Source organism: Brevundimonas sp. 01N35 (assembly GCF_056399785.1).
The window spans coordinates 54,533-68,767 of sequence record NZ_JBFTRZ010000008.1 but is presented as its reverse complement, the minus strand read 5'-3'; the positions used below and the strand labels follow the sequence as shown (position 1 = coordinate 68,767).

Below are 14,235 nucleotides of genomic sequence, written 5' to 3'. Positions count from 1 at the left end.
TCGGCGGGTTGCAGGCGCGCGCGGATGCCCCGATAGGTGGGGCCGAAGCGTCGCGGGGTCGCGCGGCGGGTTTTAAGGCGGGGCGAAGCAATGAACGCGGTCGATCTGGGGGTCAACCTGTTCGTGGCGCTGTTCGCCCTGCTGGACCCCATCGGCAACGTGCCGATCTTCGCCGCGGCCACCGCCGGGGCCTCGCTGCGGCAGCGCATCAGCGTCTCGGCCATGATCTGCGGCTTCGCCGCCGTCTTCCTCGGCTTCTTCTTCTTCACCGGTCTCGGCCTGCTGCAGTTCTTCGGCATCTCGCTGGCCGCCTTCCGCATCGCCGGGGGCATTCTGCTGCTGCTGCTCGGCCTCGACATGGCGCGCGAGGACTTCCTCAAGATCTTCGCCGACGCCGACGCCGTGACCGACGCCAAGGACGTGCGCGGCTACGCCAAGCGCCGGTTCAAACGGATGATCGTGCCCTTCGCCATTCCGCTGATGATCGGCCCGGGCGCCATCTCGGCCATCATCATCAACGCCGGCGAGGCCCAGAAGCTCGGCGCGGCGGGCACGGCCTCGTCGCTGGCGGCCATGGCCGCCGCCTGCGTCGTCACCTTCTTCTGCTTCGCCGCCACCGGCCCGATCAGCCGCATCCTCGGCGACGTCGGCATGGCCATCGTGGTGCGGGTGCTGGGCCTGATCCTGTGCGCCCTGGCGATCCAGTTCATCATCGCCGGTCTGGGCGAGGCCATCCCCGGCATGTTCAGCCTCGGGGTGACGGCGCCCTACCCCGCCGGCGGTCACTAACCTCCCTCGGCCGTCATCCCGGCCGCAGCCTCGCTCGCGAGGCGAAGAGCCGGGACCGCCCAAGACTCCCCGGCCAGTGCTTGCAGCGGTCCCGGATAGCGGCTTCGCCGCTTCCGGGATGACGGCGGCTACAGCCGATTTAGCCGTTTGGCGTGGCCGCCGACCATCTTCAGCGCCAGGCTGTCGGGCAGCAGACCGCCTAGCGCCGCCAGCACATTGTTGGCGAACCCCGGGGTGACGCGGGGCCGGTCAGCCTCCACCGCGTCCCAGCCGACGCGGGCCACGCGCTCGGCGTCCATCCACATCCATTTCGGATAGGCGCTCGACACCTGCTTGCGCGAGCCGTTGACGTCGTGGAACTCGGTATAGGTGTAGCCGGGGCAGAGCGCCGTGACATGGACGCCCGTCCCTTGCGTCTCCAGCCACAGCCCCTGCGACGCCTTGATCAGGAAGCTCTTGATCGGCCCGTACAGGGTGTCGCCGCCGGTCGCCGGCATCTGTCCCGCCAGCGAGGCCACGTTCAGCACCCGGCCCCAGCCGCGCGCCACCATGCCAGGCAGCAACAGACGGCTCAGCTCGACCGGCGCGGTCAGCATGACGCGGATCATGGCGGCGTGGTCGGCCGGATCGGTGTCAAGGAAGCCCGTGGTGCGGCTGAAGCCGGCGTTGTTGATCAGGCCGTCGACGCTCAGGCCGCGCGCCTTGATGGCCTCGACCAGACGCGCGGGCGCCCCCGGCTCGGCCAGATCCGCCGTGACAAGGCTGGCGACGACGCCGTGCTTCGCCGTCAGTTCCTCGGCCAGAGCCGTCAGCGGCCCCTCGCGCCGGGCGGTCAGGATCAGGTCGTACCCGCGCGCGGCACAAATACGGGCAAGCGCCGCGCCGATGCCGGCGGAGGCCCCCGTGATCAGGATGGTGCGGCGCTTCTCCCCCAAGCGGCGCGCGTCAGGCGGCGGCGACGGGACAGGCGGCGTGCGGCGCGAAATCGCGCAGCGACGCGGGGTCCGCTTCGAGCAGGTCGGCGATGGTGATCTTGGACAGGGCTTCGCCCGCGGCCTGATCGGCGGCGGTCAGGGCCTTGGCCACCTGACGCGGGATATGCTCCCCCACCGGACAGCCCTTGGCCCCGGCCGGCGGCGAACCCAGATGGGCGCAGCCGTTCACAGCCTTCAGCACCTCGGCCATGCAGATGTCTTCCGGGCGACGCAGCAGCCAGGATCCGCCCGAGGCGCCGGGCCGCGTGGCGATCAGTCCCGCCTTGGCCAGCAGGGCCGTCACCCGGCGGATGACCACCGGATTGGTCGGCACCGAAGCCGCGAGCACGGCGCTGGGCGCCGCGTCGGCAGCCGAATAGGCGCCCTTGTAGGCCAGATAGGCCAGGGCGTGGGCGGCGACGGGGAATCTTTGGCTGTCAGACATCTCGGTTTTGTACTCCAGACCGGAAGGTAGGGCTTCCGCCGCCGTTTCACAAATCCATCCGCAACAAAAACTGTTTCTTTTTGGGCGCAGCGGGACTCCGAGATCGGGTCGAGGCCTCCGCCTTCCCCCTCCGATCGTCATCCCCGGCCTTGTGCCGGGGATCCAGATACTCAGCGTCAGCCCCCTGTCGCGATCGCGAGATCAAGCGTCGTGTGTCTGGATTCTCGGGACAAGCCCGAGAATGACGTCCAAGGTTTGCCGGAGCCGCTTCAGGCGCCGGCCTTCCTGGCGAAGCCCCAGGCCGCGTCCGACAGGGGCCCGACCTGGGCCGCCATGGTCCTGGCGTGGACGCTGGCGGCGGTGCCGTCGCGCACCCGCCCGGCGATGCCCTGACAGATGGCCGCCAGCCGGAACAGGTTGTAGGCGAACAGCCAATCGAGGTTCTGCGGCGCAGCCGTCCCCGTCTTTTCGGCGTAGCGTTCGACCGTCTCCTCGACCGAGGGAATGCCCAGGGCTTTCAGGTCCGCCCCCGCCAATCCGTTCCTCAGACTGGCCGGAATGACCCAGGCGATCAGCAGGTAGGAGAAGTCGGCCATGGGATCGCCCAGAGTCGACAGCTCCCAGTCCAGCACCGCCCTCACCCTGGCCTCGACCGGATCGAGGATCAGATTGTCGAGGCGGAAGTCGCCGTGAACGATCCGCGTCGGTCCCTCGACCGGCAGGCTGTCGGGCAGAAAGGCGATCAACCGGTCCATGGCCGGGATGGGCTCGATCTCCGAGGCCCGATACTGCTTGGTCCAACGACCCACTTGCCGTGCGAAATAGTTGCCCGGCTTGCCGTAGTCGGACAGGCCGATGGCCGCGGGATCGAAGGCGTGCAGCGCCGCCAGGGTATCCGTCTGGGCCTCATAGATGGCGCGGCGCTCGACCGGCTGCAGTCCCGGCAGCTTCAGGTCCCAGAAGACCCGGCCCTCGACCTTGTCCATGACATAGAAGATCGAGCCGATAACGCCTTCGTCCGTACACAGAGCATAGGGCCGCGCCACCGGGAACCCTTGCGCGTGCAGGGCCGAGATGACGGTGAATTCGCGGTCCACCGCATGGGCGCTGGCCAGCAGGACGCCCGGCGGCTTGCGGCGCAGCACATAGGTCCGGCCCGGCGTGGTCAGTTCATAGGTGGGGTTGGACTGCCCGCCCTTGAACTGGCGGATGGTCAGCGGCCCGGCGTAGCCCGCGACGTTCGCCGCCAACCACTGATCCAGCGCCGCCGCGTCCAGGCGATAGCGTTCGTCCACTTCGCGCGTGCCGGAGAAAGCCGACTGGGCGTCCAGGGTCTCGCTCATACGCTTTCTCCCGCATCCGGCGCGGCCGCGATGATGGCGGCCCTGACCGCCCCGCGCCAGCCCTTGAGCAGCCGCGCCCTTTCCGCCTCGCCCATGCGCGGGCGCCAGACGGCGGGGGCCTCGGCGGGGGCGGTCCACAGCGCCGACGTCAGCCCGACGCCGAAGGCCGCCAGCCTTGCCGCGCCCATGGCCGTCATCTCCTGGAAGGCGGGGCGCTCGACCTCGACCTCGCAGATGTCGGCGACGAACTGCATGGCGAAGGCGTTGGCGGTGACGCCCCCGTCGACCTTGAGCCGCGTCAGCGACGGTGCCCCGTCCTTCTTCAAGGCATCCAGCAGGTCGCGGGTCTGATAGGCCAGGCTCTCCAGCGCCGCGCGGACGAAGTGAGCCGGGCCGCTGTCGCGGGTCAGGCCGATGACCGTGCCGCGCGCGTCGGGCTTCCACCAGGGCGCGCCCAGCCCGGTGAAGCCGGGGACCAGATAGACCCCGCCGTTGTCCTTCAGCGTCTGGGCCATGGCCTCGGACTGGCGCGAGTCCGAGATCACCTTCAGCCCGTCGCGCAGCCACTGGATCGCCGACCCGGCCGAGAAGATCGACCCTTCCAGCGCATAGGCGAGCTGACCGTCAGCAGCGTAGCCCAGCGTCCCCAGCAGCCGCGACGTCGAGACCACCGGTTCGTCCCCGACGTTGGCGACCAGAAAGGCCCCGGTGCCGTAGGTGATCTTGGCGTCGCCCGCCTTCAGCGCCCCATGCCCGACCAGAGCCGCCTGCTGGTCCCCCGCCGCGCCGTGGATCGGCAGAGCCCGCCCGAACAGGCTGGCGTCGCAGTCGCCCAAATGATCAGCGCAGCCCCGAATTTCCGGCAGGGCCTCCATCGGCACGTTGAACAGGTCGCAAAGGTCCTCGCGCCATTGCAGCGTCGACAGGTCCATCAGGCTGGTGCGGCTGGCGTTGGTGGCGTCGGTGACATGGCTGCCCCCTCCCGTCAGCTTCCAGATCAGCCAGGCGTCGATAGTCCCGAGTTTGACCTCGCCCTGCGCCGCCCGCTCCCGCGCCCCCGGCACTTCGCCCAGCAGCCAGGCGTATTTCGAGGCCGAGAAATAGGGGTCGAGGATCAGGCCGGTCGCCGCCTGAACCGCCGCCTCATGCCCCTCGGCCGCCAGCCGCGTAGTCACGTCCGAAGTGCGCCGGTCCTGCCAGACGATGGCCCGGTGCAGCGGCTCTCCGGTCGCGGCGTCCCAGAGCACCGAGGTCTCGCGCTGGTTGGTGATGCCGACGGCGGCGAAGCGGCCGACGCCCCCGGCCTTCCTCACCACCTCGCGACAGGTCTGCAGCGTCGCGCGCCAGATCTCGGCCGCGTCATGTTCCACCCAGCCCGACTGCGGGAAATGCTGGGCCAGCTCGATCTGGCTGACGGCGACGGCGGAGAAGGCCCCTTGAGGCGAAACTTCAAACGCAATGGCCCGCGTCGAGGTCGTGCCCTGGTCGATGGCGAGGATCATGTTGGCGTGCATGATGGGAGTTATGCAGAGCCTGCGTCCGCGCGTAAGAGGGAACCATGCATACGCCCAGCTTCGAAGGCGTCGTCGACGCCGCCCGCCAGATCGCCCCCGCCGCCGTCCGCACGCCGCTGATCGAGCATCCGGCCCTGAACGAAGCCGTCGGCGGGCGTGTTCTGCTGAAGGCCGAGACGCTGCAGGTCGCGGGCGCCTTCAAGTTTCGCGGGGCCTACAACCGCATCAGCCGCCTGACCGATGAAGAGAAGACGCGCGGCGTCGTGGCCTATTCCTCGGGCAACCACGCGCAAGGGGTGGCGGCGGCGGCGCAGGCGGTCGGGACCCGCGCCCTGATCGTCATGCCGTCCGACAGCCCGGCGGTGAAGGTCGAGGGCGTGCGCGCCTTCGGCGGCGAGGTGCGGACCTATGACCGCTGGACCGAGAGCCGCGAGGCCATCGGCGCCCAGATCGCCGCCGAGCGCGGCGCCGTCCTGGTTCCGCCCTTCGACGACCCCTTTGTCATCGAGGGCCAGGGCACGGTCGGTCTGGAGATGCTGGAGCAGGCGGGCATCGAGATGGACCAACTGCTGTGCGGCGCCTCGGGCGGCGGCCTGATCGCCGGGATCAATCTGGTCATGGCCGAACAGAGCCCCGAGACCCGCGTCATCGTCGTCGAACCCGAGGCCTTCGACGACACCCGCCGCTCGCTGGAAGCCGGCGAGCGCGTCGCCCATCCGCAAGGCGCGCCCTCCATCTGCGACGCCCTGATGTCCCCCATGCCCGGCGAACTGACCTGGCCGATCAACCGGCGTCTGTCGGGCGCCGCGACCGTCACCGACGCCGAGGTCGCCGAGGCCATGCGCTTCGCCTTCCGCTGGCTGAAACTGGTCATCGAGCCGGGCGGCGCGGTGTCGCTGGCTGCCCTGCTGTCCGGCAAGGTCGCGGCTAAGGGCCTGACCACCGGCGTGGTCCTGTCCGGCGGCAACGTCGATCCGGGCCTGTTCGCCGAGATCATCGAGGGACGGTTCAAGCCATAGCCTCCTGCCGTCATCCCGGGGCCGCGCAGCGGAACCCGGGACCCAGACGCCTGATCTTTCCTCACCGCTGAAAGCTCGACCGCCTGGGTCCCGGATCAGCCTTACAGGCTGTCCGGGGATGACGGCGATGAAGGGTTCTCTTGCCTCCTCCCCTCACCCGCGCAAGGCTGCGAAAAATGGAGGGGACCCGATGACGAAACCGACCGAGCTTCAATCCCTGATCGGCCAGGAGGTCGGCGTCAGCCGCTGGTTCACGATCGACCAGGCGCGCATCGACGCCTTCGCCCGGATCACCGAAGACGAGCAGTTCATCCACGTCGACCCGGAACGGGCCAAGGCGACGCCCTTCGGCGGAACCATCGCCCACGGCTTCCTGACCCTCAGCCTCGCCGCCGCCATGAGCTATGACGCGGTCGCCCCGCTGGACGGCGTGGTCATGGGCGTCAACTACGGCTTCGACAAACTGCGCTTCCTCGCCCCCGTGCCGTCAGGCGCGAAGGTGCGCGGGCGCTTCAGGCTGCTGTCCGCCGAGAACAAGGGCGCCGAAGGCGGCGCAACCCGCTGGCTGCTCAAGCACGAACTGACCGTCGAGATCGAAGGCGGAGACAAACCTGCCCTGGTCGCCGAATGGCTGTCGATGCAGATGGTGAAGGCCTAGTTTCACCCGCTCATCCCGGCGGACGACGGGATCCAGTTCTTCGGCTTCAAGCGCCGAGCTCGCAGCTCTCACTGGACCCCGGCGTCCGCCGGGGTGAGCGGTGAGATGGCATCACTCGCCCAGGCACCTCAGCGCCACTTCCAGATTGCGCAGGCCGTCCTCGCCGGTCACCGCCGCCGTTTCGCCGGTGCGGATGGCGTGGATGAAGGCTTCATGCTCCTTCTTCAGCGGCTCGGCGGGCCAGGAGTGAAGCATGCGGGTGGAGTAGGAGCCGTCCGGCTGCTGACCGAAATACTCGGTGACCTGGCGCGTGATCAGATCGGCCACGACGAACTTGGTCTTGGTCGCCACCTGCAGGGTGCGGGTCTTGTAGGGCGTGACCCAGTTGGTGGTGATGTGGGCGATCACGTCGTTGGCCGTGCGGAACTGCAGCAGGGCCGTGTCCTCGCGCTCGGCGCGGGTGCGGACCAGCTGCGGCTGGACCTCGACGATCTCGGAGCCGGTCAGGTGGCGGATGATGTCGATGTCGTGCACGGCCAGATCAATGACCACCCCGACCTCGCCCATGCGCGGCGGGAAGGGGCCGACGCGGGTGATCTGGATGGAGATGATCTCGTCGCCCTCGATGGCGCGCTTGACCGTCTCGACCGCCGGATTGAAGCGCTCGACATGGCCGACCATCAGCACCCGGTTGTTGGCCTTGGCGGCGTCGATCATGGCCTGGGCGTCGGCGACGGTGGCGGCGATGGGCTTTTCGACCAGGACATGGACGCCCGCGTTCAGCAGGGCCACGCCCAGTTCGGCGTGATAGCGGTTCGGCGTGGCGATGACGGCGGCGTCGAGGCCGGCGGCGACAAAGGCCTGCGCCGTGGTCACGGCCGTCGCGCCATAGGCGGCGGCCACGCCTTCGGCCGTCACCGCATCGGGATCAAACACGGTCGTCAGTTCGACGCCGCGCAGTTCCGACAGGACGCGGGCATGGTTGCGGCCCATGACGCCGGCGCCGGCGACGCCGACCTTGAGGGGAGCTTGCTGGGTCATAGGGATCAGGCCTTGAAGCTGGCGACGGCGGCGATGATGCGGTCCTGGGTCGCCTCGTCCAGATCCGAGTGCATCGGCAGGCTGATGACCCGATCCATCAGACGCTCGGTCGTCGGCAGGCCCTGCGGTCCGCGCGGATACATGTCGTAGGCGGGCTGGAGGTGCAGCGGGATCGGATAATAGACCGCCGTGGGGATGCCCTCGGCCTTCAGGTGCGCGGCCAGGCCGTCGCGGTCCTCGTGCTCGATCGTGTACTGCGCCCAGTTGGAGACATTGCCCGCCGGCACGTCCGGCACGGCGGCCACGTGGGGACGCAGACCCTCGTTGTAGCGGGCGGCGATGCGGTTGCGCCACTCGATCTCCTGACCGAAGACCTTCAGCTTCTCGATCAGGACGGCGGCCTGGATGGTGTCCAGACGGCTGTTCAGGCCGACGCGCATGTTCAGGTATTTGGGGTCGTGGTCGAAGGTCTTGTCCTTCAGGTCGACCGCCACCGCCTTGCCGTGCACGCGCAGGGAATCGATCAGTTGGGCCAGTTCGTCGTCATTGGTCAGCACCGCCCCGCCGTCGCCGTAGCAGCCCAGCGGCTTGGCCGGGAAGAAGCTGGTGGTGGTGATGTCGGCCCACTTCAGCGGATGTTCGCCGTCGATGGTGCAGCCGAAGCCCTGGGCCGAGTCCGCGATCAGCTTCAGGCCGTACTTGTCGCAGACGGCCTTGATCGCCGGATAGTCGGCGGGCTGGCCGAACAGGTCGACGGCGATGACCACGCGCGGCGTCAGACGGCCTTCCTTCAGCGTCGCCTCGACGGCCGCCTCCAGATGGGCCGGGCTCATGTTGTAGGTGGTGGCGTCCACGTCGATGAAGACCGGCTCGGCGTCGAACCAGGGCACCACCTCGGCGGTGGCGGCGAAGGTGAAGCTGGGGACGAAGACCGCGTCGCCGCGTCCCACGCCCCAGGCCATCAGCGGCAGGGCCAGGGCGTCGGTGCCGTTGGCGCAACCGAGGGCGTGCTTGGCGGCGCCAAAGGCGGCCAAGTCGGCCTCGAACTGACGCACCTGCGGACCCATGACCCAGGCGCCGCCGACGACGGCCGCCTGAACGGCGGCCTCGATCTTGCCGCCGAGACGAAGGCGCTGGGCCTGAAGGTCGATGAAGGGAATGGTCATGAAGGCTCTCTCGGTGGCGCCCTGCGCGACCGGGCGCGCGGACAGGGAGGAGGTTATGTCGTTGCGGCCTCCTATCAAAGCCGCCGCCCAGCACCAAACCCACGAGGGTCACTTCGCGTTGCCGGTTGCAACGAAACCCGCGCTTGGCAAAGCCCGCGACCCTGCCTAAGCCCGACAGAAGATGACGTTGTCGAGCACACAAAACCGAGTCCGCGACTGGCTGTTCCGCCGGGCCCTGCCGCTGTGGGCCGAGGCCGGGATCGACGCCGAGGGCCGCTTCTTCGAGAAGCTGGATTTCGACGGTCGCCCGATCACCGGCCTGCCCCGCCGCACGCGGGTCCAGGCGCGACAGGTCTATGTCTTCGCCGAAGCCGCGTCGCTCGGCTGGACCGAAGGGGAAATGGTCGCCCGACGTGGACTGGACGCCTTGATCCGGGACCACCGCCGCGAGGACGGCCTGTGGGTGCGCGGTGTCGACGACGCCGGCGCGGTGATCGACCCCACGCCCGACCTCTACGACCTGGCCTTCGTCCTGTTCGCCCTGGCCGCCGCGCACCGGGTGTTGAAGGACGAGCGCGCCCTGCCCCTGGCCCTGTCCACCCTGGCCGCCATCGAGGCGCAGATGGCCGACCCGATCCACGGCGGTTGGCAGGAAGCCCTGCCCCCCGTCCTGCCGCGCCGCCAGAACCCGCACATGCACATGCTGGAGGCCCTGCTGGCCTGGCAGGCAGTCGCGCGCCGTCCGGCCTTCGAGGCGGCGGCGCGGCGCGTGCTGGACCTGTTCGCGACCCGCTTCTTCGACCCGAGCGCCGCCGTGCTGGGCGAATACTTCGCCGCCGACTGGGCCATCGCCCTCGGCGGCGCCGGGCAGGTGATCGAGCCGGGCCATCACATGGAGTGGATCTGGCTGCTGGATCAGGCCCGCCGCCTCGGCCTCGACGGTCATGAGCGACAGGCCCAGGCCCTCTTCGCCTCGGCCCTGACCAACGGCGTCGGCGCCCGGGGCATGATGATCCGCGAAATCGACCGCATCGGCGCCGTCCGCGACGGCGGCTGCCGCCTGTGGGGCCAGACCGAGGCCATCCGCACCCTCCTGCTGCGCGGCCGAACCGAAGGCGCTTTGGCCCTGACCAAAACCCTGTTCGCCACCCATCTGGCGACGGCGACCCCCGGCTTGTGGACCGACAGCTACGACGCCGAAGGCCGCCCGCAGGACGCCTCGGTCCCCGCCTCGACCCTCTATCATCTGATGACCGCCTTCTCGGCCCTGCTGACGGAGCCCGCATGAGCCGGCCCGCCGCCTTCCTCGACCGCGACGGCGTGCTGATCGTCGACTGCGGCTATCCGCACCGGCCCGACCAGCTGGTCCTGATCCCCGGCGCCGCCGAGGCGGTGAAGCGGCTGAACGACGCCGGCTATGTCGTCGTCATCGTCACCAACCAGTCGGGCGTGGCGCGCGGTCTGTTCAGCGAGGAGACCATGCACGGCTTCAACCGCCTGCTGGTCGCGCGGCTGGCCGAGGCCGGCGCCCGCATCGACGCGGTCTACGCCGCCCCCCATCACGCCGAGGCGGTGGACGAACGCTATCGTCATCCCGATCACCCCGACCGCAAGCCCAATCCGGGCATGCTGCTCCGGGCCATCGCCGAGCACGACCTCGACCCAGCCCGCTCGCTGATGATCGGCGACCAGCCCTCGGACATGGAGGCGGCGCGGCGCGCGGGCGTGACCGGCTATCCCTTCCCCGAAGGCGGCGACCTCGATCAATTCGTGGCGGCCATCCTCTCGACCTGATCGCAATTCTTCATCTGGTGAATTACTCTGCCCGCCACGCTGGACACACAGCCGGAGAAACGCCTGATGACCGCTGGATACGCCGAACGCCGCTGGACCTCGCCCGAGGGGCTGACCCTGTATGCGCGGGACTACGCTCCCGCCGACGGCCCGGCCAGGCTGCCGGTCATCGCCATCCACGGCCTGACCCGCAACAGCGCCGACTTCGAGGTCATCGCCGCCCTGATCGCCCAGAGCGGACGCCGCGTGCTGGCGGTGGACGTGCGCGGACGCGGACTGTCGGACCGCGCGCCCGACCCCATGACCTATACGCCCGACGTCTATGCCAAGGACGTCGTGGCCCTGATGGCGCAGGCCGGGATCGAGAAGGCCGTCTTCCTCGGCACCTCCATGGGCGGGCTGATCACCATGGCCCTGACCGCCATCAAGCCCCAGGCCGTCGCCGCCGCCGTTCTCAACGACATCGGCCCCGAGGTGGCGCCCGAAGGCCTGGCCCGCATCGCCGAATACACCGGCCGCAAGATCGAGATCCGCAGTTGGTCGGACGCCGCCGCCTACGCCCGCGACATCAACGCCGTCGCCTTCCCTCACTACGGCGACGCTGACTGGGACGCCTTCGCCCGCCGCATCTTCCGTGAGGGCGAAGACGGGAAACCGGTGCTGAACTACGACCCCGACATCTCGGTCCCGATCCGGGCGGCGGGGGCCTCGGCCCTGATCCCCGACCTGTGGCCGGCCTTCACGGCTCTCGCGGGCAGTCGGCCCAGCCTGCTGGTGCGCGGCGGAACTTCGGACCTGCTCAGCGCCGAAATCGCCGGCCGGATGCGCGAGGCGGCGCCGGACATGGCCTATGTCGAGGTTCCCGGGATCGGCCACGCCCCCATGCTGGACGAGCCCGAGGCGCGCGCCGGCATCCTGAACTTCCTGAGCGACGCGGCCTGAACCTCTTCCGTCATTCCGGGGCGGCGCAGCCGAACCCGGAATCCAGACGGTTGGGCAATTTCTGGTCGTCTTGAGATGATCTCAACCGTCTGGGCCCCGGACAGCCCTGCGGGCTTCCGGGGTGACGGCTAGGAAGCTGGCCCAATCAGGCCTTCTTGACGAACTCCGTGCGCAGCACCAGGCCGCGCACCTTCTCGACATTGGCCTCGATCTCGTCGGGGTCGCCGGTCAGGCGGATGTTCTTGACCATCGTGCCGCGCTTCAGCGTCACCCCGCCCGAACCCTTGACCTTCAGGTCCTTGATCAGGGTCACGCTGTCGCCGTCGGCCAGGATGTTGCCGTTGGAGTCCTTGGTCACGTCGTCGGTCATGGTCGTCTCTTCCTCGTCATCCCGGCCGGAGAGCCGGGACCGCCGGACACGCCGACGTCTAATAAGGTGACGGTCCTACTCAATCGGGAACATTGTTGTCGAGTTCGTCCAGCCAGACGCGCGCGCTGCTGTCCGAGGGCGCCCGCCAGTCGCCGCGCGGCGACAGCGAGCCGCCCGTCACCACCTTGGGCCCGTTCGGCACGGCCGAGCGCTTGAACTGACTGGTCTGGAAGAAGCGGATCAGGAACTTGCGCAGCCACGCCTTGATGGTGGCCAGATCGTAGGCGACCCGCTCCGCCTCCGGCAGACCCGACGGCCAACTGCCCGTCGCCGCGTCGCCCCAGGCCTGATGGGCGAGGAAGGCGACCTTCGACGGCTTCAAGCCGAAGCGGCTGATGTAGAACAGGAAGAAGTCGTTCAGCGCATAGGGGCCGACGATGCTCTGGGTCGACTGGATCGCCCCGTCGGCGCCTGCCGGCACCAGCTCGGGCGAGATCTCGGTGGCCAGGATGGCGTGCAGGATGGGCGCGGCTTCGGCCCCGATCAGTTCGCCGTCGGCGACCCAGCGGATGAGGTGCTGGATCAGGGTCTTCGCCACCCCGCCGTTGACGTTGTAATGGCTCATGTGGTCGCCGACGCCATAGGTGCACCAGCCCAGGGCCAGTTCCGACAGGTCGCCGGTGCCGAGCACGAAGCCATGGTTCTGATTGGCCAGTCGGAACAGATAGTCGGTGCGCAGACCCGCCTGAACATTCTCGAAGGTGATGTCGTGAACCGGCTGTCCGTCGGCGAAGGCGTGACCGATGTCGCGCAGCATCTGTTCGGCGGCGGGGCGAATGTCGATCTCGGCGCCCGTGACGCCCAGGGCCGTCATCAGCGCCCAGGCGTTGGACTTGGTGCCTTCCGACGTGGCGAAGCCCGGCAGGGTGAAGCCGAGAATCCCGGTGCGCGGCAGCTTCAGCCGGTCAAAGGCCCGACAGGCCACCAGCAGCGCCTGGGTCGAATCCAGCCCGCCAGAGACGCCGATCACCAGGGTCTTCGACCCCGTCGCCGTCATCCGCCGCATCAGGCCCTGAACCTGAATATTGAAGGCCTCGAAGCAGTCCTGATCCAGACGCGCCGGATCGTCCGGCACGAAGGGGAAGCGGTCCAGCGGGCGCAGCAGACGCCCGGTCGGGCCGTCGCCAGCCTCGAACGGCACCACCGTCGCCGCCTCGCCTTCCAGACGGGCGCAGTCGGCGAAGGTGCCGTTGCGCAGCCGGTCCAGACCGATCCGCTCGACGTCCACGTCGGCCACCGTCAGATGCGATTCCAGCGCGAACCGCTCGCCCTCGGCCAGTCGGGCGCCCAGTTCGTGGATCGTCGCCTGACCGTCCCAGGCCAGGTCGGTCGTGCTTTCGCCCCAGCCCGAGGCGGCGAAGACATAGGCCGACAGGGTGCGGGCCGACTGGCTGGCGCACAGCAGGGCCCGCTCGTCGGCCTTGCCGATGACGATGTTGGAAGCCGACAGGTTGCAGAGGATGCGCGCCCCGGCCAGGGCCGCCCGCGTCGAGGGCGGCTGCGGCGCCCAGAAGTCCTCGCAGATCTCGACCGCGAAGACGAAGCCCGGCCGGTTGGTCGCTTCGAAGATCAGACCCGGCGCGAAATCGACGCTCTCGCCGTTGAGGACGACCGAATCCTCGGACCGGCTGGCGGCCGGCGCGAACCAGCGCTTCTCGTAATATTCGCGGTAGTTGGGCAGGTAGGTCTTGGGCACCACGCCCAGCACCTCGCCGCCGCCCCCACTGCCGCCAAGAACCACGGCGCAGTTGAACAGGGCGTCGCCGTTGCGGATCGGCGCGCCGACCACGGCGATCACCCCCGCCTGATCCGCGACCTCGGCCAGTTCGGCGATGCGGTGCTCGACCTCCTCCAGCAGGGCCGCCTGCATCAGCAGGTCGTCGATGGCGTAGGCGCTCAGCGACAGTTCGGGGAAGACCAGCAGGTCCACGCCCGCCTCGCCCGCCTGACGGATCAGCCGCGCGTGCTCCTCGGCGTTGGCGGCCGGGTCGGCGACATGAACCACCGGGGTCGCGGCGGCGACGCGCACAAAGCCGTGGCGGCGCGGGGCGTGGAAGGTATGCGTCTCGGACTTCGCCATCTATTTTCTGCTCCTGCCGGCCGCGCTGTTGAGGTTTCAG

14 protein-coding genes are annotated in these 14,235 nt (G+C 69.2%); 6 read left to right on the top strand and 8 right to left on the bottom strand.

Annotated features, from left to right (window positions below):
• Positions 1 to 90 precede the first annotated feature (90 nt).
• Positions 91 to 789: a MarC family protein gene (locus AC1DJ5_RS10020; RefSeq protein WP_441455116.1), complete on the top strand. Its 699-nt coding sequence runs from the start codon at positions 91 to 93 to the stop codon at positions 787 to 789.
• A 128-nt stretch (positions 790 to 917) separates the two neighbouring features.
• Here AC1DJ5_RS10020 and AC1DJ5_RS10015 read toward each other — a convergent pair whose 3' ends face one another.
• The 4 genes from AC1DJ5_RS10015 to glpK form a co-directional block, all read right to left on the bottom strand.
• Positions 918 to 1,724: an SDR family NAD(P)-dependent oxidoreductase gene (locus tag AC1DJ5_RS10015; protein WP_441455117.1), complete on the bottom strand. Its 807-nt coding sequence runs from the start codon at positions 1,722 to 1,724 to the stop codon at positions 918 to 920.
• A 10-nt stretch (positions 1,725 to 1,734) separates the two neighbouring features.
• Positions 1,735 to 2,208, bottom strand: coding sequence for an Rrf2 family transcriptional regulator (locus tag AC1DJ5_RS10010; protein ID WP_477020485.1), 474 nt, complete (start codon positions 2,206 to 2,208; stop codon positions 1,735 to 1,737).
• Positions 2,209 to 2,477: 269 nt separating this feature from the next.
• Entirely contained in the window at positions 2,478 to 3,551 is a 1,074-nt protein-coding gene (locus AC1DJ5_RS10005) for a phosphotransferase family protein (protein ID WP_477020484.1), read from the bottom strand.
• Entirely contained in the window at positions 3,548 to 5,065 is a 1,518-nt protein-coding gene (gene glpK / locus AC1DJ5_RS10000; RefSeq protein ID WP_477020483.1) for a glycerol kinase GlpK, read from the bottom strand. The genes AC1DJ5_RS10005 and glpK overlap by 4 nt, the downstream gene beginning before the upstream one ends.
• A gap of 44 nt (positions 5,066 to 5,109) precedes the next feature.
• Between glpK and AC1DJ5_RS09995 the strand changes: the two genes are divergently transcribed.
• Complete coding sequence (locus AC1DJ5_RS09995) at positions 5,110 to 6,084, top strand: threonine ammonia-lyase (RefSeq protein WP_477020482.1); 975 nt, start codon at positions 5,110 to 5,112, stop codon at positions 6,082 to 6,084.
• Positions 6,085 to 6,274: 190 nt separating this feature from the next.
• Positions 6,275 to 6,742 (top strand): MaoC family dehydratase, encoded by a 468-nt coding sequence (locus AC1DJ5_RS09990; protein WP_477020481.1) that lies wholly within the window; start codon positions 6,275 to 6,277, stop codon positions 6,740 to 6,742.
• Positions 6,743 to 6,853: 111 nt separating this feature from the next.
• On the opposite strand, the gene AC1DJ5_RS09985 is transcribed toward AC1DJ5_RS09990, so the two are convergent.
• Positions 6,854 to 7,783 (bottom strand): Gfo/Idh/MocA family oxidoreductase, encoded by a 930-nt coding sequence (locus AC1DJ5_RS09985; protein WP_441455124.1) that lies wholly within the window; start codon positions 7,781 to 7,783, stop codon positions 6,854 to 6,856.
• 5 nt (positions 7,784 to 7,788) lie between these two features.
• A complete protein-coding gene (locus AC1DJ5_RS09980; protein ID WP_477020480.1) occupies positions 7,789 to 8,949 on the bottom strand; it encodes a DegT/DnrJ/EryC1/StrS family aminotransferase in 1,161 nt (386 codons plus the stop codon).
• A 187-nt stretch (positions 8,950 to 9,136) separates the two neighbouring features.
• Between AC1DJ5_RS09980 and AC1DJ5_RS09975 the strand changes: the two genes are divergently transcribed.
• The 3 genes from AC1DJ5_RS09975 to AC1DJ5_RS09965 all read left to right on the top strand — a co-directional run bounded on the left by AC1DJ5_RS09975 (position 9,137) and on the right by AC1DJ5_RS09965 (position 11,685).
• Positions 9,137 to 10,237, top strand: a complete 1,101-nt coding sequence (locus AC1DJ5_RS09975) for an AGE family epimerase/isomerase (RefSeq protein WP_477020479.1) — start codon at positions 9,137 to 9,139, stop codon at positions 10,235 to 10,237.
• Positions 10,234 to 10,743: a D-glycero-alpha-D-manno-heptose-1,7-bisphosphate 7-phosphatase gene (locus AC1DJ5_RS09970; RefSeq protein ID WP_477020478.1), complete on the top strand. Its 510-nt coding sequence runs from the start codon at positions 10,234 to 10,236 to the stop codon at positions 10,741 to 10,743. The genes AC1DJ5_RS09975 and AC1DJ5_RS09970 overlap by 4 nt, the downstream gene beginning before the upstream one ends.
• Before the next feature lie 66 nt (positions 10,744 to 10,809).
• The gene (locus AC1DJ5_RS09965) at positions 10,810 to 11,685 is read left to right on the top strand and encodes an alpha/beta fold hydrolase (protein WP_477020477.1); all 876 of its coding nucleotides are present in this window, start codon (positions 10,810 to 10,812) and stop codon (positions 11,683 to 11,685) included.
• 145 nt (positions 11,686 to 11,830) lie between these two features.
• Here the strand turns inward: AC1DJ5_RS09965 and AC1DJ5_RS09960 are convergent, their stop codons facing one another.
• Both AC1DJ5_RS09960 and AC1DJ5_RS09955 read right to left on the bottom strand, forming a co-directional pair.
• Entirely contained in the window at positions 11,831 to 12,055 is a 225-nt protein-coding gene (locus tag AC1DJ5_RS09960; protein ID WP_207824154.1) for an alkylphosphonate utilization protein, read from the bottom strand.
• A gap of 79 nt (positions 12,056 to 12,134) precedes the next feature.
• Positions 12,135 to 14,195, bottom strand: a complete 2,061-nt coding sequence (locus AC1DJ5_RS09955; protein WP_477020476.1) for an NAD(+) synthase — start codon at positions 14,193 to 14,195, stop codon at positions 12,135 to 12,137.
• Positions 14,196 to 14,235 lie beyond the last annotated feature (40 nt).